Raw genomic sequence first — 22,141 nt, forward strand, 5'->3', positions numbered from 1 at the left:
GATGCAGTTCAAATCAAAGGACTTCACAAACGCGGAGCAGGTGCTCACCATCCGCAACCTTACTGTAAGCCTCGGGGCAAACCTGCGTGCCGAGCCCGTTCTGCGCGGCGTCGACATAGACATTCGCGCAGGCGAAACCCTCTGTCTGGTGGGGGAAAGCGGCTCTGGTAAGTCGGTAACATCGCTTGCAACAATGGGATTGCTGCCCAAAAACGCGCTGGAAATCACCGGCGGGCGCATTGACCTGAAGGAAGTGGAGATCACTGCCGCGAGTGCCTCCCAGATGCGTGATTTACGCGCAAAACGCGTGGCGATGATCTTTCAGGAACCTATGACTGCGCTCAATCCGGTTTTGCGCGTGGGCGAGCAGATCGAAGAAGTGCTGAACATGCACACCGATCTCTCTGGAGCGGAGGCCAAGGCGCGGACGCTCGACATCATGGAGCAAGTCCACCTGCCAGACGTAAACCGGATCTATTCGGCCTTTCCACATCAGCTTTCGGGTGGGCAGCGGCAGCGGATCATGATCGCAATGGCGCTTGTTCTTGATCCAGACCTTCTGATCGCGGACGAGCCGACAACAGCGCTGGATGTGACGACGCAGCAGCAAATCCTGAAGCTAATCGCAGAAATGCAGGAACGGCACGGGACTGCGGTGCTGTTCATTACGCATGACATGGGAGTGGTTGCCGAGATCGCCGACACGGTTTGCGTCATGCAAAAAGGCCAGATCGTGGAGCGCGCACCCATCCGGCAATTGCTGACCGCACCGCAAGAAGACTACACCCGCAAACTGCTGCGGGCGGTGCCCAATCTTGCCCCCCGTCCAGCGCGGCCTCCCGTCAGTGAAGCGCCGGTTTTGACCGTCAGTGATCTGAAAAAGACCTATGGTGGCGGTGGGTTCTTGCGCAAACGGGATGAGGTTCAAGCTGCGCAGAACGTAAACTTTGCAATTGCACCGGGGCAGACCCTTGGAATCGTGGGCGAAAGCGGGTCGGGCAAGTCCACGGTGGCACGCTGTATCATGCGTCTGATCGACCCGACCGATGGCTCCGTCCGTGTTGCAAATACTGAGGTCGCTGATCTCAGCCGACGTCAGTTGCAACCGCATCGCAAGCATTTTCAGATCGTGTTTCAGGATCCGTATCGCTCTCTCAACCCGCGCTGGACTGTGGCACGTTCGCTCTGTGAAGGGCCAATCAACTTCGGCACATCAAAGGACGAAGCGATGGCGCATGCACGGGATCTGATGGAACTCGTGGATTTGCCACGGAACGCGCTAGATCGGTATCCACATCAATTTTCGGGCGGCCAACGGCAACGCATTGCTATCGCCCGTGCAGTGGCGATGCGTCCAAATTTGCTTGTTGCGGACGAGGCTGTCTCGGCACTCGATGTCAGCGTACAGGCGCAGGTGCTCGAATTATTGGACGACGTTCAGGCTCGCTTTGGCATCGGGATGTTGTTCATTACACATGATTTGCGCGTGGCTGCCCAGATCTGCGACGACGTGATCGTCATGCAGCGCGGCCATGTTGTGGAGCAAGGGCCAGCGGCGGCGGTACTCGCCAATCCTGCCCATGAATACACGCAAAGCCTGATTGAGGCCGCTCCCGGTCGCAACTGGGATTTCGCAAACTTTCGCGCCCTGGAAGGGGCAGCCCATCAGACAGGAGATCACGCATGAGCGTACTTCCCAAGATCGACGCCTTCGCGTCTGACCTGACCGCAATCCGCCAGGACCTTCACGCTCATCCCGAGCTGGGGTTTGAGGAAACCCGCACCGCTGGTATCGTCGCTGAGCAGCTGCGGGCCTATGGTGTTGACGAGGTGCACGAGGGTCTCGGCGGCACCGGCGTTGTCGCGGTGATCCGAGGGCAGGGGGGGGGCAACCGTCGTATTGGACTGCGTGCCGATATGGATGCACTGCCCATCTTGGAAGCCTCGGGCGTAGATTATGCCTCGACCAACCCCGGTAAAATGCATGCGTGTGGGCATGATGGTCACACCACGATGTTGCTCGGCGCGGCACGTTATCTGGCAGCGACCCGCGATTTTGACGGCACCGCAGTTTTGATCTTTCAGCCCGCCGAAGAGGGTCTTGGTGGTGCGCGCCGTATGATTGAAGAGGGATTGTTCGAGCGGTTTCCCGTCGATGAGATCTATGGCATGCACAATAGCCCCAATGGTCAGCCGGGTCGGGTAGAGATCACGCCCGGACCGGCAATGGCGGGGGCTAGCTTCTTTGACATCAAGATCACCGGGACAGGCAGTCACGCCGCCATGCCCCATCAATCCAAAGATCCGATTGTGATTGGCACCGCATTGGTTCAGCAACTTCAAAGCGTGGTCAGCCGCAATACACCACCGACAAAACCACTTGTTCTGTCAGTGACCAAGTTCAACTCCGGTTCCGCTTACAACGTGGTTCCAGACAGCGCGAGTGTGGCGGGAACCATCCGCTATTTCCATTCCGATGTGATTAAAATGGCCGAAGCACGTATCCGCGAGCTATGCGAAGGCATGGCTGCAGCTTATGGTGTCAAGATCGAGCTGGACCTGCGTAACGTCTTTGACGTGCTGCAGAATGATCCCGAACTGTCGCAGGCTTACATTGAAGCTGCCGCCGATGTGGTGGGCGCTGACATGGCGGTGATCACCGAAGAACAGGCGACCGGGTCCGAGGATTTCGCCGACATGCTACAGGTCGTGCCCGGTGCCTATTGTCGTGTCGGTCACGCAGGCACTGTGCCGCTGCATAACCCTGGATTTGTGTTGGATGATGCGATCCTGCCGGTGGGTGCGTCTGTCTATGCGCGCATAATCGAGACGCGGCTGAAAAGGAACTGAGCATGACGAATACTCCAATCGCACTGCCATTTGATGCGAATGAAATGCTCGAGGGGCTGCGGCTTTGGGTTGAGACCGAGAGCCCAACTTTTGACGCAAGTGCCGTTAATCGAATGATGGACGTCGCACAGCATGACCTTGCGGCGCTCGGCGCGCGTGTTGAACGTATCCCCGGGCGTATGGGGCTGGGGGATAGCGTTCGAGCCACCATGCCGCATCCGCGTGCTGGTGAAGGCGGGATCCTCGTTCTGGGACACCTTGATACGGTGCATCCAGTAGGCACGCTTGCGTCCCTGCCGTTTAAGCGTGAAGGCAATCTCTGCTACGGTCCCGGTATCATGGACATGAAAGGTGGCAACTACGTCTATCTGGAAGCCATGCGCCAGATCCTCGCTGCTGATGTCGAGACACCGCTACCGGTGACGTTCTTGTTCACTCCGGATGAGGAGATCGGAACGCCTATGGCGCGTCGCCTGATTGAAATGGAGGCCGCGCGCCATCAGTATATTCTTGTGCCTGAACCCGCACGTCCTGATGGGGGCGCTGTCATCGGCCGCTACGCAATCGCACGGTTCAATCTCCAGACCCGTGGCCGTCCCAGTCATGCAGGTTGGGCACTGTCGGAGGGACGCTCTGCCATAGCAGAGATGGCGCGCAATGTTACACGCATCGAGGCGATGACCAGTGCTGACTGTACCTACTCGGTCGGTGTGTTCAACGCAGGCCAATGGGTGAACTGCGTCTCGTCAGTCTGCGACGCCGAAGTGCTTACGATGGCCAAAACGCAGGAACTCCTTGATGAAGGCATCGCGAAAATGATGGCGCTGAATACGACAGAGGGCGATGTGGTCATGGAGGTCCGCCGTGGTGTGACACGGCCCGTGTGGGAACCGGACCAACCGGGCACTATGGCAATGCTTAGCGTCGCGCGCGAAATCGCTGGCGAAATCGGATTTGACCTTCCAGCAGGATCTGCAGGTGGAGGATCTGATGGGAACTTTACTGGCTTTATGGGGCTGCCTACGCTCGATTCTATTGGGGTCAGGGGGAAGGGCCTACATACCTTGCAGGAACACATTGAGATAGACAGCCTTGTTGAACGGGCACGTCTGGCTGCAGGTCTTTACTGTCGCTTGGGTTTGTGAGCCGTGAGATATGACTGTTGCGGTGCGTTGCACCGCAACAGTCACAAGTACCCCATAATGGTAGTTATGTTAACACTGCGCACGAGGGCATCAACTAGACACCGTGCCGTCCCAGATCCCGAGTGAGCCTTCTAACTCCCAGATGCAACAGGACTGAAAATACGCCCAGCGTCAGCATCGCGGCAAACATTAAGTCGGTTTTCGCACGGCCATTGGCCAGCAACATCAAATAGCCCAGACCGCGGGATGCGCCGACCCATTCCCCAATAACTGCTCCAATCGGAGCATAAACGGCAGCAAGGCGAATGCCTGACGCCAGTGATGGCAATGCAGCTGGGATACGGATGTGCCACAATATGCGCGACGGGCTTGCCTGCATGGTCCGTGCCAAATCCAGATAGCCTTGGGGCGTTCTCATCAATCCGTCAAAAAACGATGCCGTCACTGGAAAGTAGATAATCAAAACAGCCATAGCAATCTTGGACCAAAGCCCGAAGCCGAACCAAAGCGTCAGGATCGGTGCGAGGGCGAAAACTGGCAGTGCTTGCGTGAACACTAAGATTGGCTGAACCAATACACGGGCGATGCGAGACGTAGCCAATTGAACTGCGGTAATCACACCCAGAATTACCCCGATCAAAAGCCCGATCAAAACTTCTGAGGCTGTGACCAATGTATGCTCTGCAATGATCGCGACATTGTCCAACCAAGCCTCAGCTACGATGATTGGACCGGGTAAAATGAACTTGGGTAACCCCGTCAGGCTGACCACTGCCTGCCATAGGAGCAACGCAAATAGGGTTGCCGCGAGGACCGGAAAATACTTCACGCGGCCTGCCCCCGCAAAAGTCGCATTAACGCCGCCTGACATTCCAATGTCGCCAAATCATCCACGGGCCGAGGCACTTGCGCTTCTGGCGTCGGGCATGCAATCAGGGCATCTGGGGTCATCACTACAATCGCATGCCCCAAACGGGCAGCCTCAGCTGGGTCATGCGTCACGATAAGAACTGTTTTGCCGCGCAACACATCGACAGCCAGATCCTGCATCAAGGCGCGGGTTTGGGCATCCAATGCTGAAAACGGCTCATCCAGCAGAACGATTGGTTTGTCTTCCATCAAAGTGCGGGCCAATGCGGCACGTTGGCGTTGCCCGCCCGACAGTTCTGATGGGCGCTTGCCTGCGTGATCGGACAAGCCAACGCGCGCCAAAATGTCCTGCAATTTCTGTTTACACCTTGGTTCTGCACGAAGACGTCCGCCCAGTTGGACGTTCTCTTCTATCGTTGCCCAAGGCAGCAACAGATCGTCTTGGGCCATATAGGCCACGCGCGGGGCAACTGCGATATTGTCATTGGCGGTAACGTCGCCTTCGAAAACCGCCTCTGTGGGTAAGCCCGAAACCAGACGCAAAATCGTTGACTTTCCAACACCTGACCCGCCCAACAGGCAAGTCCAACACCCAGCTTCAAGGGACAATGATAGCGGTCGAAAGAGCGGCGCCCCGTCAAGCGACGCCGATCCCTTCACCATGATGCCGGGCGCAGGCTTCACGGAGTGAGGCCCATTTGCCAAAAGCCCACTTCAAGCTCGGTCGCGGTTTCAAAGGTTTTGCACAGTCGCGGCCAGCGTGGGGAGGTGGTGAAGTCTTTGCCCAAACGGCGCTCCAACGCATTGTCCAGCAGTATACCCACGGCTTTACAGGCTTCCTGGTAATCATCCCCCGCGTAGGTGCCGATCCAGTCTGCATAGGTCTGCGAACTTGCCTCAGACGCCAGTCTTTGTCCAATTTCGCCATATCCCATTACACAGGGCGCAAGTGCTGCGAGCAGATCCAAAAGATCACCACTATAGCCCGCCTCAAGCACAAAGCGTGTATAGGCCAGATTTTCCGCCCGCTCAGTCGTCGCAAACAGGTCTTCCTGCGATATGCCAGCAGCCTCACAAATGCCGATGTGAAGCTGCATCTCTTCTGCCACCAAAGCGTTCACAGTGGCCACTGCGGCGCGCATTTCACCGTGGGTTTCGGACTTGACCACGGCGAGCGCCCACGCGCGGGAGAAGTGGATCAGAAAGACGTAATCCTGCCGTAAGTAATGCAAAAACGCTTCTCTCGAGAGAGAGCCATCTTTGAGACCTTCTACAAAAGCGTGGCGAGTATAGGCGCGCCACGCTTGCGAAGCACTTTCGCGCATCAGTGCAAAAGCTGCGCCATATGAGGTGCTCATTGTGCTGTCACGTCGATTGCAATCGCCTCAACAGGGTTTAGACTGTCGATCATGCCGCTGTCTTTGAGAAAGGCCTCAAACCGTGCATAACGCCCCGCGTCAAATCCTGCCGGACGCAACGCGAAACGTGGCAGCGTATCGACCCAAGCTCGGGCATTCAGCTCATCTTGAAGCTCAGTGGAGGTAGCCGCGAAGATCTCCCAGCTTTTCTCAGGATTATTGACGATATACTGGGTCGCTTTTTCCGTCGCTGCGAGGAAACGTGCGATCTTGTCGGCATCCATACGGTCGGGATTGGCGACATAAATCAGTTCGTCATAAGACGGCACGCCTTCTTCTTCGACATAGAAACAACGGCCCTCAACGCCCTCGATTTCCATCTGGTTCAGTTCAAAGTTCCGAAACGCACCGATGACCGCATCGACTTGTCCGGACATAAGAGATGGCGATAGTGAGAAGTTCACATTGATCATCTCAATATCGTTCGGAGTCACGCCGTGTTCGCCCAGCATGGTCTGCAAAACGGCCTCTTCGACTCCGGCAACTGAAAAGCCGATTTTTTTGCCTTTGAGGTCAGATAGCTCCTGAATGGGGCCATCCTTTAATACCAGAAGGCAGTTCAGCGGGGTTGCGACCAACGTGCCCACGCGTTTCAGTGGCAAGCCCTCATGGATCTGCAAATGCAGTTGCGGCTGGTAAGACACTGCCAGATCCGCCTGACCTGCAGCGACCAATCGTGGAGGGGCCGAAGGATCAGCAGGTGCGACGACCTCTACCTCAAGGCCTTCATCCGCGAAGTAGCCGTTCTCCTCAGCGATAATGATTGGACCGTGGTCGGGGTTGACGAACCAGTCCAAGAGCAGGGTCATTTTGTCCTGCGCCATGGCCGGGGTTGCAGCCACAATGGCCAATGCGGCGATGATATATTTCATAGTGCGTTTCTTTCGTGTCTTTAGGATGCTGAGGCCGCGACGAGCACAATCTTGCCCGGCCAGATGTCATGGATTTTTTCTGCGGCCCGCCAGGCCCGCAGGCCGGTGGCACAACACAGGACAAGACGGCTGGCCGGATCTGGCAAATCTTGTTCGAGGGCCTCTGCACTGGCATATCGCGCAGTCGGATGAAGCAACGCGGCATCGTTGCGCAGTTCAATAATGTGGTCGCAATCTTGCAGATCCGACGCTGCCACAAAGGGAAATGCGGTTTCAGGCTCGGGCGCGTGATCAAAACGAAAGCAGGTGGAGCGGAAAGATCGGCAATCGACTTGTACCACCTGCCCCAGCGGTGAGGGGTCCAGCTCCAGTAGCACATTTAGCGCCATCTGTGCTTGCTGTGCGCCGATCATCGCAACAACTGGGCCCAAGACTCCCGCAGTTTCGCAGCTTGCACCACTATCCGGTGCCTCTGGAAAGACCGCGCGCAACGACGGCGCACCGCCGCAGAATCCGCCGGCATATCCGCCCAGTCCCAGAACAGAGGCACTAATGAGCGGAATATCTTTTGCGTGGCAAAGGTCGCTCAGCAAGTAGCTGACTGCATAGCTATCCGCACAGTCCAGAACCAAGTCTACATTCGCAAGTAGAGCCGGCGCATTGGCCGGCGTTAACCTTTGCGCGACAGTTTCGACGATGATCTCGCTGTTGAGCGCGCGACAGCGTTTTGCGGCAATGTCGACCTTCATGTGGCCGCAGTCTGCTTCGGCAAACAATGTCTGGCGGTGCAGGTTGGAAAGGGTAACCTCATCGCCATCAATCAGCGTGATATGCCCAACGCCTGCACCCGCAAGGAGCGGCAACACCGGTGCTGCCAGTCCGCCGGCTCCAACCACCAGAATCCGGGCTGCGGCAAGGCGAGACTGCCCTGCCAGCCCGACCTCGGGAAGGATCATCTGACGCGCGTAGCGGCTCATCTTGTGGCCTCGATCCACTGACGCACCCGCGTTTCGGGATCGGGGTTTAGCGTAATATCAGTCACCACAGAGACAATATCGGCTCCCGCCTCCAGGACTCCCGCAGCGCGTTCAACCGACATGCCACCAATACCCACCAATGGGATGTCCCCGATGCGGGTTTTCCATTCGCTCACCCGAGGCAGCCCTTGTTGATGCCATTTCATCTTTTTGAGGATCGTCGGATAGACTGGTCCAAGTGCCACGTAATCTGGATCTATTGACAGCACGCGGTCGAGTTCGTCTTCGTCATGGGTTGAGACACCCAGCTTAAGACCCGCCGCGCGGATCGCCTTGAGGTCAGCCTCATCCAGATCTTCTTGGCCGAGATGAAGCCAATCGCAACCGAGCTCTATCGCGAGTTGCCAATAATCGTTGACGACCAGAACGGCGCCATATCTGCGGCAAAGATCGCGAGATTGTTCGATTTGCTCTTTCACAACGTCCCTGGACTGGTCTTTGATCCGCAATTGAACCAGTTTCACCCCCAAGGGCAGCATGCGTCTCAACCAATCGGCGTGATCGAATATCGGATAGAAACGATCCAAGGTCATGATAGGAAAGCCTTTCCAATGATTGGCGTTGAGGCTTCGGCCATATCCCGCGCCTCAATTGGATCTGCTTGATGGGCCAATAAACCAGCCTCGATCGCAGCCATCATCGCGCGCGCCATCGCCACAGGATCACCAGCCCGTGCAACAGCGGTATTCAAAAGCACCGCATCATAACCCAATTCCATTGCGTGGGATGCGTGGCTCGGCAGGCCGATGCCCGCATCGACCACCAATGGTACATCTGGAAATTCGGCCCGCATCGCGCGCAGTGCATAGGGGTTGTTGAGCCCCCGACCCGATCCAATCGGCGCTCCCCAGGGCATCAAGACTTCGCAACCTGCTGCCAGAAGTCGCTCGCCTACGATCAGGTCCTCTGTGGTATAGGGAAAAACTTCAAAGCCGTCCTCAGTCAGGATTTTCGCGGCTTCGACCAGCTGAAACACATCGGGCTGCAAACTGTCGGTGTGACCGATCAACTCGAGCTTGATCCACTTAGTATCAAAGACTTCGCGTGCCATATGAGCAGTGGTGACGGCTTCTTTTACCGTATGGCAGCCAGCGGTATTCGGTAGGATCAGAACACCGAGGTCTTGTATCATTTTCCAAAATGAGGCCCCTGCGCCCCCTGCCCCTTCACGGCGTAAGGAAACGGTTGCCACACTTGCACCGCTCTGGCGAAAGGCGTGCTCCAGTATCGCAGGGCTTGGATATTGCGCAGTGCCCAGCATCAGCGGGTTGGGCAATTGGGTTCCGTAGAAACTTTTCATTGTCAGCCTCCCTGCATTGGCGCGACAACCTCAATGCGGTCGCCGTTTTGCAACATGTGGGTTGCGCGCATTGCGGCGGGAACAAACGTCTCGTTCACCGCTGTCGCCACGCGCCCGGAAAACCCGCGTTCCTCGAGAAGCGCTGCCAGCGTGGTGGCGACGACGTCCAGCTCGGCACCGTTAATTACGATCTTCATCGACCATCTCCGAATGTATGTTGTTCAGCGCCAAATCAGCTACGCCGCGTGCAAGTGCAGGCGCGAGCAGGTAGCCATGCCGGTAAAGCCCATTTGCGTAGATCCGCCCGCCGAGACGGCGGATGCGTGGCAGATTGTCAGGAAATGCGGGCCGTAGATCGACACCGATCTCAAGCACTTCGGCTTCACCAAAAGCTGGGTTCAGTGCGTAGGCTGCGCTCAGCAATTCCAGCATGGAGCGGGCCGTAATGCGCCCGCTGTCTTCGCTCTCTATCATCGTCGCGCCAAGCATGTAGACACCATCGCAGCGCGGCACGATGTAGAGCGGTATACGCGGATGCAGTAAACGTACTGGCCGCGTTATCGTCACATCCGGACAGTGGATCACCAGCATCTCACCTTTGACGCCGCGCAGATCCTGCAGTGCCTCACGTGCTTGTAAGCCTCTGCAATCTATTGCGTTGTCCAGTTGATCTGGAGCGGTTTCCTTGTGGAAGATGGTGCCTTTGTCCCGCAGCGCGTGATAGAGATCCATCAGCGCTCGGCGTGGATTAAGATGTGCTTCATTCGCGAAATACAATCCTTGCGAATAACCAGAGAGATCCGGTTCCAGCTCTGACAACTCCGGTCCGATCTGACGGTATCCCTCGGTACGGCGTGCAAAGCGGCGCAGATCCGGCAGATCGCGTCGCCCGGCGACTACAAGGGTGCCGCGTTCGGTCACATTGGTTTTGCTCTTCCACCAGTGGATCGCTTCCTGACCCAGCCGCAACACCGGTTCCTCGGCGTTTTCATACTCGCACCACGGGGCGAGCATACCTCCTGCCCACCATGAACAGCCATGTGCGCCGGGAGGGCCAGATGGATCAAAGATTTGAACTTTTGCGCCGCGCTCTACCAGCTCGGTCGCAACAGCTAGCCCTGCAACCCCTGCCCCTATGACGGAATAGAGTGTCATGCTGGCCAGAACGGGTGAAAATGATGAACAGGCCCATGGCCGTGTCCAACGTTCAACTCATCTGCTGCGGTGATGGCGTTTTGGAGGTAGCGATGTGCCTCTTGTACGGCCTCGCGCAACACCATTCCTTTTGCTAGTCCCGCAGCGATTGCTGATGACAACGTGCAACCGGTGCCATGAGTGTTTTTTGTGTGCTGTCGTGCGGCACTGAATGTAGCGACAACACTCCCGCCGGAAATCAGGATATCTTCGCAGATATCTCCGGAGGCGTGACCGCCTTTCATCAGTACTGCCTTTGCCCCGAGGTCGCATAGCGCAATGCCTTGCGTGATCATTTCATCAGCTGACGTTGCCGTGTTTTGGCCAAGCAAACAGGCAGCCTCCGGCAGGTTTGGCGTCAACACCGATGCGCGAGGAAGCAACTGCTTCCGTAGAGTTTCCACCGCCTCTGGTGCAAGCAGCGCATCGCCTGATTTTGCGATCATCACCGGATCAACAACGATTGCCTCTCCATAATTTTCAAGGGCTTGTGCGACACATTCGATAATATCGGGGGTCGCAAGCATGCCAATCTTGATCGCGCGCACATCGAGATCGTCTAGGACTGCATCAATCTGTGCCGCTATAATATCGAGCGGGGTAGAATGCACCGCCGTGACTGCACGTGTGTTCTGTGCGGTGATTGCCGTGATGACACTGGCACCATAAACACCAAGGGCCGACATTGCCTTCAGATCAGCCTGAATGCCTGCGCCGCCTCCACTGTCAGACCCTGCGATGGTCAATGCGATATGCGCCATAGCCATGCTCCCACACAATTGGGGCACCGGCAAAGAGAGAGTCCGCATATCAGAAGACCGTTCCCTACGCCGGAATTGCCCGGATCAGGTTCGATGGGTTAACGCATTCGCGCCTCTCAGCCTCTATGAGGCACCCCAACGGTTCTTTGTCCGGGTATCAAGTGTAGGGAGAGAAGTCAAACGGCTCTGGATGGCACAGGCAACTGTAAGTGTAAGGTCAGACGATCTCTGTGCTATACCAGACGTTGCGCGTTGTCAGATAGCTCTCCAATCCTTCGGTGCCGCCTTCACGTCCGTAACCGCTCGCTTTGACGCCGCCAAATGGGGTTTCTGGCAGAGACGCCTCCAACGTGTTGATGGAGAAGTTGCCAACTTCCACCCCGTCAATCATGCGATCGATATAGTCTGCACGATTGGTGAAGCCGTATCCCGCGAGCCCGTAGTCAACCGAGTTTGCCCGTGTGATCGCTTCATCAAGATCGCGAACCGGATTGAGGATCGCAATCGGTCCAAAGGGTTCTTCTTGCATGATGCGGGCTGTGTCTGGCACATTTGCCAGTACAGTTGGCTGAAAGAAGTATCCCTTGCCCCCAAGGCGTGCCCCCCCGGTGCGCAGTTCTGCGCCTTTAGACACGGCATCTTCAACCAGTTCTGTCAAAACAGGGATACGGCGCTCATTCGCCGTTGGTCCCATCTCCACGCCATCATCCACACCATTTCCGACCACAGTTGCCGCAGCCCGTGCAGTAAAGGCATGGGCAAACTCGTCAAAGATGCGTTCATGCACAAAAAAGCGCGTGGGCGAGGTGCAGACCTGCCCGGCATTACGCATTTTCCGAATTGCACCGCTGATCGCGGCTTTTTGGACGTCGGTGTCTTCGCAGACGATCACTGGGGCATGGCCACCAAGTTCCATCAACACCCGCGTATCGCTTTGTGCAGCAAGCTCTGTCAGTTGCCGCCCCACAACGGTTGATCCGGTCAGAGCAACAAGTCGAATAGCTGGCTGTGGGATCAGGAACCCCGAGATCTCGGATGGCTTGCCAAAAACCAGATTGAGCACACCATCGGGAAGCCCTGCCTCTTCAAAAGCCCGAACAATATGGATCGCACCCGCAGGCGTTTCTTCAGCGGCTTTCAGGATGATAGAACACCCGGAAGCGAGCGCGCCTGCGATCTTACGTGCCGGCTGGCTCATCGGAAAATTCCACGGCGAGAAGGCAGCTACGACACCAATTGGGTGATGGTGAACGGAGATTTTGGAGCCAGAAGCAGAAGGGATCACCCGTCCGTAGACTCGCATGGCTTCTCCGGCGTCCCATTCGAAAAACTCAGCACCGCGAATGACTTCGAGCCGCGCTTGCGCCAGTGGTTTTCCATGTTCAGCAGTGATCGCTTGTGCAATCTCCTCTTGTCGATCTCTCATGATCGAGGCTGCATGCATAATCAGCTCGGCGCGCGCACGAGGCGACGTTCTACGCCAGATTTCCAGCCCCTTCTGAGCTGCGGTCAAAGCCTCTTCCAGATCCGAAACCCGCGCGCACGGTAGCCGCCCCAACTCTGCTTCGGTGGCTGGATTCACAACTGGCAGAGTGTCTGGCGTTTCACGCCACTTGCCACCGATAAAGAGTTTCAGGTCCGGATAGGTGCTCATTTCGGCCTCGTCGCTTGCAGTTGCCATGGTTCAACTGTCCTGCGCCAAAGGCATCACCTCAACCGAATTGAACAAATACAGGTATCACAAACGCCGATATCAAGCTCGAGGCTGTGAATGCTGGATGTCACCCGACGCAGCATGGAGCGCTTTTAAGAGTGCGCTACCTGCTGGCGAGAGGCTCTGCTTGCCACGATACGAAACGCCCACCGGTCCGGCACCAAATGGGACAACCCAGTCGACCGGAGCCAATAGGCCACTATCAATGTCGAGCGCCGCGACATGGGCGGGCATCAACCCGACAAAGTCATGACTGCGCAACAAGGAGCGATTGGCAAGATAAGAGACTGATTCAATGGCAGTGCGCGGTGTGTACTGATCTTGACGGACGAAGAACTGATCTGTTTGTCGCCGCAACGTTGTTTCAACAGGAGGTAAAATCCAACCAAAGGGCTTGAGCTGCTCAAATGAAACACTGCTGTGTTGTGCAAGCGGGTGCTGTGTGCCCACAACTGCGAGTACACGCTCGTCGAAGAACTTCTCTTGCGTGATATTCTCGCGGTGCCGGTGGCTGGGCAACCGACCAACAACCATGTCGATTTCACCAGATAGTAGTCCGGGCATCAGCACTTCGTTGGTGCCTTCGACTATTTTGATTGCGACCTTGGGGCGGTCTTCCAGCAGCAACTCAATCGCCATCGGCAGCAGTGACGGAGACGCCGCGAGGAGCGTGCCGACAACCACCCGACCACTGTTGCCCTCGTTTAGATCATCAAGCTCCTGCGCTGCGTTTGAGACCTGAGCAAAGATGAGCTTTCCGTGTCGGATCAAGGACTCGCCGAAAACCGTAGGCACGACGCCTCGGTTGGTTCGGTCAAATAGTTTCACCTCAAAATCTACCTCAAGATCCTGAATCATTTTTGTCGCCGCAGGTTGCGAAATATTCAGATCATGGGCCGCGTTTTGAATGCTACCATGCTGCCCCACGGCAACCAAAAGCCTTAGTTGACGCAACTTCAGACGTGTCAGAGCACGCTCAACGATACGAGTATGGCGAGTGGCCATTGGATCTCCCTAGGTGGTGATTGCAGCAATCTCACGCTCGATTGCGGCCACAGCACTCATTGCGGCAAGTGCTGAACTACGCGGATTATCCGGCAATGTCTGCCCTGCAATGCGAAAGTGGAAACTGCCGAAAGCACCTGATGCATGCACTTCGTGAATGTTCGAGGCGATGGTGGGGTCTGCAATGAGTTCCACGCGGGTCTCATCAAACCCCTGCCCGGCCAGAGCGACAGCCGCCGCGACATTCGCATTCTTTGGATAGCGTACGGCCGCGTCGCGGGCATTCCCTTGAAAGTGCGTGGCTGCTTCCTGCAAACTATCGAGGTCCAGGACATTTTCAGCCGCAGACCCTTTCCACCCCTTTGGAGGCTTACGGCCTGTATACGTGACGTTATCCAAACCGCCGACTTTGGCCGCGCGCAGGCAATCAAGAGCGCCAATCGCGCCACTCGCAAGATGCAGGCGTGCAGATCCTCGCTCTGCTGCCCGGGCCAGTTCGAATGCGAGCGTTTCATCTGCAAGCGCACCCAGCGAGAGTGTGACCAAGTCTGTTCCGCGCTCCAGGATCGATGCACCGTGTTGTGCCAGAGCACTATGACCCGCGCAGTCGACCATAAGCGCCAGCTCTGAGGGCAAATCCGAAACGGATCGAACGTAAGTCAGTGCATCACCCGAATGGTCCGGGGCGTGATCTGACCTTGTCAAAATAAATTGTGGCCGCAACCCGCGTAACCGCAACTGTTCCATGACATAACGCCCAATTGCTCCTTCTCCGATCAGTCCGATCTGCATACGTGCCTCCTGATTTTGGAGCTAGAATATCGGAAACTGCGCGCGCCTTGATATCAGAATATTGGATATCTAGTTTCCGTCAATCCAGTTGGTTTTGCCTCGTTACCGGCCCTAAATGCCGGGAAACACATTGCCGTTTCCTCGTGCAAACTGGAGCTAAATCAATGAAGTACAGTAAAAGTGAAGCCAAGGACTATGCGCGCGAGACAATGCGAGGGATCTGGGCAGCTGCGCTGAACCCGTTTGATAGCGAGCTGCGTTTAGATGAGGCGGGGTTACGCAGCAATATTCGTCATTGGATTGATGATCTGGGTATTCAGGGGCTGTTCATCGCAGGGAAACAAGGCGAGTTTTGGTCCATGTCGCTTGAGGAGCGAAAGCGGAATATGACCGTCGCAGTCGAAGAATGCGCCAACAAAGCGGGCACGATCATGTCGATTTCGGATCAGAACGTCGACACCGTTCTGGAGCTTGGTCGCCACGCGCAGGATTGTGGTGCGGACTATGTTGTCGTGCATGCGCCAATGTTGAGCTTTTGCCATGATCGCGATGAGGTTTTGTATAACTACTACAAATACCTATGTGACCGGCTCGATATCGGGATCGCCATGTGGAGCCACCCCGACAGCGGCTATCTGATGGAGCCTGAAACCTGCGCTCGTATCGCTGAACTTCCCAACATCATGGCCATTAAATACTCCGTTCCACGCGACATGTACGCCCGTCTCACAAAGATGGTCGGGGACAAGATTTTGGTTTCGACGTCTGCAGAGGACGATTGGCTCGACAATATTGAAGAACTGGGCTGGCAGCTTTATCTTTGTTCCTCGCCGCCATACCAATTGCAGACTAAGAATGACCGGCGCATGCACGAGTACACAGAATTGGCATTCGCGGGCAAATATGAAGCTGCGCGTCGCGTGCGCGATAGTCTGCAACCCGTTCGAGACGCCATTCGCAACTCCAAACCTGCGGGTAAGCCCACAGCACATGGAAAATACTGGCAGGAGTTACTGGGGCAAACCGGTGGGCGTGTCCGTCATCCGATGCTGGAGTTGACTGAAGCGGAAAAAGCCGCGACCTCAGTCGCCTTTGAGGATTGCGGATTGTTGCTCTGATCACGCGGGATGCTCGGAGAAACATTGGCGCTCCTCGCTGCAGCGGCATATGGCTGTGCTGGCGTCTCCATCGTACATAGTAAGACCACCGCACAAGGCGACAATGGCGTCTTTCTGTCGGTGGTCATTACACTGATCGCTTCAGGTGTACTCTGGCTCGGATGGGGCATGTCTTCGGCCCTGACGTTGAAGAGCGCGGAAGGTCTTTGGGCCGTTGCAGTTTTTGCAGTGGCAGGGTTTGCGTCAAATATTTTCGGACGGCAAGCCATGTATCGTGCGACCGAAAAAATAGGGGCCGTGAGGGCCGGCCTGCTGCGTCGTCTGATACCTGTCTTTGCCCTGCCCTGCGCGTATATGCTCCTCAGTCAGATCCCGAATTGGCGCACCGGTTTAGGCGGAGCTATTGTTATAGCCGGTGTCGTTTTCTATATGCGCCCGTCCCGCGGCCTCAGTCGAAGATTGCCCTCGATCGGAGTGATGTTGGGCTTGTTGTCAGCCGCCGCATATGCGTTGGCCTATTGTCTGCGTGCAGCGGGATTGCGCACGGTGCCAGACGCAGCACTTGGCACGGTAATTGGGGCTTCGGTCGCCGTTGTTTGGTTCATGAATGCCACGATGGTCAGACACGGTGTGCGGCAAGGGTTTTGGCACCTCACATCAGACCGCACCCCCGCTCATTGGCGCACAGCCATTGCACTGAGTGCAGGCCAGTTGCTTCAGTTCTTTGCGCTGAAGTTCACATCTGTCGCCACGGTTGCAATCCTTGGCTCACTGGAAGTGCTGTTTTCGGCAGCACTCGTCTTGATCGTCAGCAGATGTGAAGCCGTTGAGATAAAAAGACTCTTGTTGGCCTCCGCCTTTGCGGCACTCGGTACCGCACTTCTTGTTGTTGGCTGACGTGGGTATCAGGAAACCGGATATCTACTTTCGTAGAAATAAATATTTTGCAAGGCCAATATTTTCTAGGCTGAACGAAAGAAGACAGAAATCCACTCCCTCTGAGTGAGGGACTGCACGCGGGAGAGACCCATGACTCAACATCCCACATTGAAGCCCTTCAATTTTAAGAAATGGGTGGAAGAAAACGCTGACAAGCTGCGTCCGCCCGTCGGCAATCAACTGCTCCACAAAGAAGGCGACATGATTGTGATGGTTGTTGGTGGCCCCAACACGCGTGTCGATTTTCATGATGACCCTGTCGAGGAATGGTTTTTCCAACAGAAGGGCGACATGATGCTCAAGATCGCAGATGGCGGCAAAATCTATGATGTCCCCGTCCGCGAGGGCGAGGTCTTCATGCTGCCGCCGCATGTACGACATGCGCCTCAGCGCCCACAGGAAGGATCTGTGGGGATTGTCGTAGAGGCCCCACGTCAGCCCGGTATGAAAGAGGGCTTTGAGTGGTACTGTTTCAAATGCGAGGGGCTGGTTCACCGTGAGGAGGTCGCTCTGGATGGTGCCGAGGGCATCGTAACCGCGCTCCCCAAAATCTACAGCAAGTTTCATGACAGCATTGAAGCCCGCACCTGTCCGCATTGCGGCGAGCTTCACCCCGGCAAGGGAAAACCACCTGCGGAGTGGGTACAGCTTTGAACACATAAACAAAGCAAAAATCGAACAGGGAAACGGCCAATGAGCATCATTCGAAACTCAATCACCGGCGCAGCAATCCTGCTGGCCTCTGCTGTCGCAACCCAAGCCAAGGAATTTCGGCTGGGTCTCATTACACCCCCTCCGCACATCTGGACCAAAGCGGCAGAAGCGTTTGGAGCAGACCTGGCGGAAGCGAGCGATGGCGCCCATAGTGTCACGGTCTTTCCCGCTCGACAGCTCGGCAACGAAGCGGAGATGTTGCAGCAATTGCAAACTGGTGCGCTCGATATGGCATTTATGACCGTTGCCGAGGTATCAAACCGCGCACCCGACTTTGGGGCCCTCTATGCGCCCTATTTGGCCAATGATATTGCCCATGCAGGTCGCATTCTGCGCAGCGAGACTGCAAAAGGAATGCTGGCGCAACTGCCAGCAAAGACTGGGGTGGTCGGTACTGGCTACGGAATGGCAGGTCTGCGTCAGATTGTGACCCGCGGAGAGGTCAACAGCGTCGAGGATCTGTCAGGCCTGAAACTAAGGATCACCCCGTTTGAGCCGATCCTAGATTTCTATAACGCCATTGGCGCAGCCCCGACGCCGATGCCGCTGCCCGCAGTCTATGATGCACTTGCAAATGGGCAGGTCGACGCCATCGACATGGATGCAGAGTTGATCTGGGTTCTGAAATACTACGAGCACGCAGATACCGTGGTGCAATCCAACCATATGATGTTTCCGATGGTGGGCCTGGTGTCAGCTCGGGTTTGGGCGGGACTTTCCGAGGAAGATCGTGCTCTTATCGGTGATCTGATGGCGCAGCATGTCGACAGCACAATCGATACTTACGTCGAGAAAGAGCAAATCTGGCTGGACCAGATCAAAGACACAGGTCGCACCTATAAGATTGTAGACGCGAGTTTCTTTAGTGATGCGATTTCGAGCTGGAATGAAATTTGGTCACAGCGCTCAACGATGCTTGCTGACCTGCGCGACGCTGCCGCTGCGACTGCACAAGAGTAACTCCACCCGAAGTATCCGTCGCGGGTGCGGAAACGTGCCCGCGATTATTATGCGGAGACCTAAATGATCGGACGTATCTCGGCAGGCTGGGCGCGGGTTGAGTTGTCACTGGCTGCATTCCTCGCTGTCTCTATCACAGTGCTCATTCTGCTTAATGTTGTGACACGAAGCATTGGCGCGGCGCTGTTTTGGGTGGATGAACTGGCCATCTACGCCATGGCCTGGATGGCCTTTCTGGGTGCATCAGCAGCACTGCACTTTGGCCATGCCGTGGCCGTCACAATCCTCACGGATACGCTGCCATCAATGGTTCGCAAAATTGCGGCGAAACTGGTGGACTTGATCGTACTGATCTTTGCGCTCGCGATGGTGTGGTTTTGTTGGCGTTGGTATGCCCCGCTGGCGCTGATCCAAAATGGCTTCGACGTCGAGGCATTTCAGGGTGCCACCTTCAATTTTGTCTATGCCGAGCCGACTACGACACTGGGCGTGCCCAAGTATTGGATCTGGTCGGTGATGTGGGTGTTCTCCTTGGGCGCTACTCTACATAGCTTTGCCAACCTGATCAGCCAAGGGACCGAGCAGCAGGATGCCCCCTCATGACACCGCTGATTTTTGCCTTCAAACTGCTGATCGCCGTGCCGGTTGCTTTGGTTCTGGCACTGACCGCAATCTGGTACATTTGGGAAAGCGGAAACACTGTCCTGTATGACAGTTTCGCACAGAAAATGTTCTCAGGGCTCGAAAACTACGGCCTACTCGCGATCCCACTTTTTATGCTCACCGGAGAGATGATGAATGAAGGCGGCATGACGCGCCGACTGATTAATGCCGCTCGAGTCTTTGTGGGCGGGTTTCGTGGCGGTCTGGCCTATATCAACCTTCTGACGAATATGTTCATGGCGGCAATCATTGGATCAGCGACGGCTCAGATTGCAGTTATGGCCCGTGCCATGACGCCCGAGATGGAAAAAGAAGGTTACGACACAGGGTTCGCCGCCGCAACGACAGCAGCAGGTGGGTTGCTGGCGCCAGTTATTCCACCCTCGATGATGTTTGTGATTTTTGGCGTTCTGGCGCAGGTCCCCATTGGCGATATGTTCCTCGCCGGTATCCTGCCTGGCCTGATGCTTGCCACGGCCTTTGCATTGGTGATTTTTGTCATCGGCGTCATGACGGGTTTTCCTAAAGGGAGTTGGTTCACTGGCCGTGAGGCATTCTCGGCTTTGCTCTACTGCCTGCCCGCTGCACTGATCCCCTGTGCTATCATTGGGGGCGTCTTATTTGGTATCGCAACCCCAACCGAAAGTGCCGCGATTGCATCCCTTCTGGCATTTCTGATCGGGTGGTTGATCTACGGAGAGCTGAAACCCAGAACGCTATTTGGGATGTTCCGCCGCACTGCAGTTAATGCATCAATGATCATCTTTATGATCGCGACCGCCAATGTGTTTGGCTGGGTGATCATCTACGAAGCTCTCCCACAAAAGCTGGCCGCTCTGATCACTTCGATTTCCAGCGATCCCTTCTTGTTTCTGTTGATCGTGAACCTGATTTTACTGTTCGTCGGTATGCTAATTGATGGCATCGCGGCAGTGATCCTGATCACACCGATCCTCTTGCCAATTGCAATGAACGACTATGATATCAGCCCGTATCAATTCGGCGTCGTGATGTGTTTGAACCTCGTGCTGGGTCTGCTGACACCTCCTGTCGGCGTCGGGCTCTACATTGCCTCGTCGATGAGCAATGTCTCACCGGGCCGTATTCTGAGATCGCTCTGGCCCTTTCTGCTCGCGGTGGCGATCATTCTCGTTCTGTTAAGCCGCTTTCCCTTGCTTTCAACCGCTTTGATCTAGCACCCAGCCAACAAAGCTTTTATCATCCAGATCAAGGGGTTAGATCATCGAAATCCCATGGCCACGCGATATGGCGAAAAAAGGACCGGAAGCACAGCTGATTGGATGTCCAGATGGGCAGATGCGATGACACCTATCTGCCCATCCGCACCGGGTGACGTCCCCGGAGAGCGTTACTATCAGTCAGCTTTCACACCGACCTCTGACTGAATTTCACCTCAGAACTGATATTCCAGCCTGAAAGAGATCCCATAGCTGTCGTATCCACTGGCTCCAATCCCGTCGTAGTAGGATTGGATCTGGAACTGCCCGCCATTCACCATTCTATGCATCATTCCCAGGTCGATACGGGCACGCCCCCCTTCGTAGTCAGGGCTAACCGATGCAGCATGCCCTGACCCGTTGACGAACGAACCAATGGCTTTGACGCCGCCAGTTAGGGTCATCTCACCTTCCCCGGTGTAAAGGGGCATCGGGGCAACAAAAGCGAGCCCCGCCTCGATCTGCCCAAGCTCAACGGTCTGTTTAGGTATCCGGTTGCCGGGTGTGTCCGTATACGCGGATTGAGCCTCTCGGGCATAAGATGCCTTCAGGCTTGGAATGATATCGACCTCCCCGTAGTCCAGCACACCGGACACCTGAAGCGAAGCGAGCAATCGATTGGTGTCAAACTTGTCGGTATACGTGCCGAATGGGGTGATTTTGTTTGAGGACTGCCCGTAGAGCAACCGCCCATCAAAGTAGAGGTCTTTCTCAGGAAGGCGAGCCACAAAATACGGACCAGCAAGCCAGCCTGTACCTTGGACTTCAGCCGCGCCATCTGTTTGATCCATGTGGTCAAACTGCAGCATGCCGCCAACAAGCAAGTTCGGATTGACCTTTATATGACTACCGATAGAGCCAAACAGATATGTCAGATCACGGTCGCTTTCATTCGTCCAAGAACCGTTCAACATCATCCAGACCGGAGCGTCCGACCGGTTGGCAAAGTTGAAAGTCCCCGTCCCTCGCGACACCTGACTATTGAGACGCCCGGTTTCCGATCCCAACAGCAAATGTGCGAGCTCCGGTTGGTTTTTAAGCAATAGATCAACACGTGATTGCATGAACTGAGAAATCTGGGTCTGTGTCTCAGTGATCGTCGTGTCCCTTACGCTGAGTGTATTTGACATCTCATTACCATTGCCTGCGGCATCTGTGGCAGCCCCTGCGGGAACCGAGACGGTGACATCACCTCCACCTATTGCAGAAAGCGTCGCGACCCAGGCAGTACCTGTTCCGGACAAGGAGGTAAGCGTGGCATTGCCCAAGTTGAGTTCGGACCCGTGAAAACCCGTGACTGGCTCCGAGAATGCAATGTTAACGACCACGCGATCTCCGGCGGCCACCTGTGTCGTATTGGTCGTCAAGGTGACCGTAGGGGCTTCGTTATCCGTGATGGTGACCGTAAAGCTGACCTGTGTCGCAGCATTGCCCGCACTGTCTGTTGCGTCCATCGTCACCGTGGTCACCCCAATCGGAAAGGCATAAGCCCCGGCAAGAGGCGTGCCGCCGATGGCATAGGTAATGGTTGGCGTCGTGCCGCTGTTGTCC

The 22,141-nt window shown here is 55.9% G+C and carries 23 protein-coding genes and 1 riboswitch; of the genes, 9 read left to right on the forward strand and 14 right to left on the reverse strand.

What is annotated here, in order from left to right:
* The first annotated feature begins 1 nt into the window (after position 1).
* The 3 genes from UB90_RS21080 to UB90_RS21090 are packed head-to-tail and all read left to right on the forward strand — an operon-like array spanning position 2 to position 3,995.
* Positions 2 to 1,687, forward strand: coding sequence for an ABC transporter ATP-binding protein (locus tag UB90_RS21080; RefSeq protein WP_065325254.1), 1,686 nt, complete (start codon positions 2 to 4; stop codon positions 1,685 to 1,687).
* Complete coding sequence (locus tag UB90_RS21085; RefSeq protein ID WP_065325255.1) at positions 1,684 to 2,850, forward strand: M20 aminoacylase family protein; 1,167 nt, start codon at positions 1,684 to 1,686, stop codon at positions 2,848 to 2,850. Before UB90_RS21080 ends, UB90_RS21085 begins: the two co-directional genes overlap by 4 nt.
* A gap of 2 nt (positions 2,851 to 2,852) precedes the next feature.
* Positions 2,853 to 3,995 carry a M20/M25/M40 family metallo-hydrolase gene (locus tag UB90_RS21090; RefSeq protein ID WP_065325256.1) on the forward strand — a complete coding sequence of 381 codons (1,143 nt, stop codon included), beginning with the start codon at positions 2,853 to 2,855 and terminating at the stop codon, positions 3,993 to 3,995.
* A gap of 94 nt (positions 3,996 to 4,089) precedes the next feature.
* Here UB90_RS21090 and UB90_RS21095 read toward each other — a convergent pair whose 3' ends face one another.
* The 13 genes from UB90_RS21095 to UB90_RS21155 all read right to left on the reverse strand — a co-directional run bounded on the left by UB90_RS21095 (position 4,090) and on the right by UB90_RS21155 (position 14,958).
* Positions 4,090 to 4,866 carry an ABC transporter permease gene (locus UB90_RS21095; protein ID WP_065325257.1) on the reverse strand — a complete coding sequence of 259 codons (777 nt, stop codon included), beginning with the start codon at positions 4,864 to 4,866 and terminating at the stop codon, positions 4,090 to 4,092.
* Positions 4,821 to 5,549 carry an ABC transporter ATP-binding protein gene (locus UB90_RS21100; protein WP_081285636.1) on the reverse strand — a complete coding sequence of 243 codons (729 nt, stop codon included), beginning with the start codon at positions 5,547 to 5,549 and terminating at the stop codon, positions 4,821 to 4,823. The genes UB90_RS21095 and UB90_RS21100 overlap by 46 nt, the downstream gene beginning before the upstream one ends.
* Entirely contained in the window at positions 5,546 to 6,223 is a 678-nt protein-coding gene (gene tenA / locus UB90_RS21105) for a thiaminase II (protein ID WP_065325258.1), read from the reverse strand. Before tenA ends, UB90_RS21100 begins: the two co-directional genes overlap by 4 nt.
* Positions 6,220 to 7,155, reverse strand: a complete 936-nt coding sequence (locus UB90_RS21110; RefSeq protein ID WP_065325259.1) for an ABC transporter substrate-binding protein — start codon at positions 7,153 to 7,155, stop codon at positions 6,220 to 6,222. The genes tenA and UB90_RS21110 overlap by 4 nt, the downstream gene beginning before the upstream one ends.
* A gap of 20 nt (positions 7,156 to 7,175) precedes the next feature.
* On the reverse strand, positions 7,176 to 8,132 hold the full coding sequence (locus tag UB90_RS21115; protein WP_065332075.1) for a HesA/MoeB/ThiF family protein: 957 nt from the start codon (positions 8,130 to 8,132) through the stop codon (positions 7,176 to 7,178).
* Positions 8,129 to 8,725, reverse strand: coding sequence for a thiamine phosphate synthase (locus tag UB90_RS21120; RefSeq protein ID WP_065325261.1), 597 nt, complete (start codon positions 8,723 to 8,725; stop codon positions 8,129 to 8,131). The genes UB90_RS21115 and UB90_RS21120 overlap by 4 nt, the downstream gene beginning before the upstream one ends.
* A complete protein-coding gene (locus UB90_RS21125) occupies positions 8,722 to 9,492 on the reverse strand; it encodes a thiazole synthase (protein ID WP_065325262.1) in 771 nt (256 codons plus the stop codon). Before UB90_RS21125 ends, UB90_RS21120 begins: the two co-directional genes overlap by 4 nt.
* Before the next feature lie 2 nt (positions 9,493 to 9,494).
* Positions 9,495 to 9,689, reverse strand: a complete 195-nt coding sequence (thiS, locus tag UB90_RS21130; protein WP_005605921.1) for a sulfur carrier protein ThiS — start codon at positions 9,687 to 9,689, stop codon at positions 9,495 to 9,497.
* Complete coding sequence (locus tag UB90_RS21135; protein ID WP_065325263.1) at positions 9,673 to 10,647, reverse strand: FAD-dependent oxidoreductase; 975 nt, start codon at positions 10,645 to 10,647, stop codon at positions 9,673 to 9,675. Before UB90_RS21135 ends, thiS begins: the two co-directional genes overlap by 17 nt.
* Positions 10,644 to 11,447 carry a bifunctional hydroxymethylpyrimidine kinase/phosphomethylpyrimidine kinase gene (gene thiD / locus UB90_RS21140; protein WP_065325264.1) on the reverse strand — a complete coding sequence of 268 codons (804 nt, stop codon included), beginning with the start codon at positions 11,445 to 11,447 and terminating at the stop codon, positions 10,644 to 10,646. The genes UB90_RS21135 and thiD overlap by 4 nt, the downstream gene beginning before the upstream one ends.
* A 44-nt stretch (positions 11,448 to 11,491) precedes the next feature.
* Positions 11,492 to 11,595, reverse strand: a riboswitch (TPP riboswitch).
* A gap of 69 nt (positions 11,596 to 11,664) precedes the next feature.
* Positions 11,665 to 13,128, reverse strand: coding sequence for an NAD-dependent succinate-semialdehyde dehydrogenase (locus tag UB90_RS21145; RefSeq protein WP_065325265.1), 1,464 nt, complete (start codon positions 13,126 to 13,128; stop codon positions 11,665 to 11,667).
* Between the two features lie 72 nt (positions 13,129 to 13,200).
* A complete protein-coding gene (locus UB90_RS21150) occupies positions 13,201 to 14,166 on the reverse strand; it encodes a LysR substrate-binding domain-containing protein (protein ID WP_065325266.1) in 966 nt (321 codons plus the stop codon).
* Between the two features lie 9 nt (positions 14,167 to 14,175).
* Positions 14,176 to 14,958 carry an aspartate dehydrogenase gene (locus tag UB90_RS21155; RefSeq protein WP_065325267.1) on the reverse strand — a complete coding sequence of 261 codons (783 nt, stop codon included), beginning with the start codon at positions 14,956 to 14,958 and terminating at the stop codon, positions 14,176 to 14,178.
* Positions 14,959 to 15,122: 164 nt separating this feature from the next.
* On the opposite strand from UB90_RS21155, the gene UB90_RS21160 reads away from it, so the two are divergent.
* The 6 genes from UB90_RS21160 (at position 15,123) to UB90_RS21185 (ending at position 20,548) form a co-directional block, all read left to right on the forward strand.
* Complete coding sequence (locus UB90_RS21160; protein WP_065325268.1) at positions 15,123 to 16,076, forward strand: dihydrodipicolinate synthase family protein; 954 nt, start codon at positions 15,123 to 15,125, stop codon at positions 16,074 to 16,076.
* Between the two features lie 9 nt (positions 16,077 to 16,085).
* Positions 16,086 to 16,973, forward strand: coding sequence for an EamA family transporter (locus UB90_RS21165; RefSeq protein ID WP_065325269.1), 888 nt, complete (start codon positions 16,086 to 16,088; stop codon positions 16,971 to 16,973).
* Between the two features lie 132 nt (positions 16,974 to 17,105).
* Positions 17,106 to 17,669: a 3-hydroxyanthranilate 3,4-dioxygenase gene (locus UB90_RS21170; protein ID WP_009178457.1), complete on the forward strand. Its 564-nt coding sequence runs from the start codon at positions 17,106 to 17,108 to the stop codon at positions 17,667 to 17,669.
* Positions 17,670 to 17,708: 39 nt separating this feature from the next.
* A complete protein-coding gene (locus UB90_RS21175; protein WP_065325270.1) occupies positions 17,709 to 18,689 on the forward strand; it encodes a TRAP transporter substrate-binding protein in 981 nt (326 codons plus the stop codon).
* A gap of 63 nt (positions 18,690 to 18,752) precedes the next feature.
* The gene (locus UB90_RS21180) at positions 18,753 to 19,292 is read left to right on the forward strand and encodes a TRAP transporter small permease (protein ID WP_065325271.1); all 540 of its coding nucleotides are present in this window, start codon (positions 18,753 to 18,755) and stop codon (positions 19,290 to 19,292) included.
* Entirely contained in the window at positions 19,289 to 20,548 is a 1,260-nt protein-coding gene (locus UB90_RS21185; protein WP_065325272.1) for a TRAP transporter large permease, read from the forward strand. Before UB90_RS21180 ends, UB90_RS21185 begins: the two co-directional genes overlap by 4 nt.
* A gap of 218 nt (positions 20,549 to 20,766) precedes the next feature.
* Here UB90_RS21185 and UB90_RS21190 read toward each other — a convergent pair.
* The coding region (locus UB90_RS21190) for an Ig-like domain-containing protein (protein ID WP_235859312.1) at positions 20,767 to 22,141 on the reverse strand (1,375 nt) is incomplete at its 5' end.

Origin of the sequence: Tritonibacter mobilis, assembly GCF_001681715.1 — a bacterium.
GTDB lineage: Bacteria > Pseudomonadota > Alphaproteobacteria > Rhodobacterales > Rhodobacteraceae > Epibacterium > Epibacterium mobile.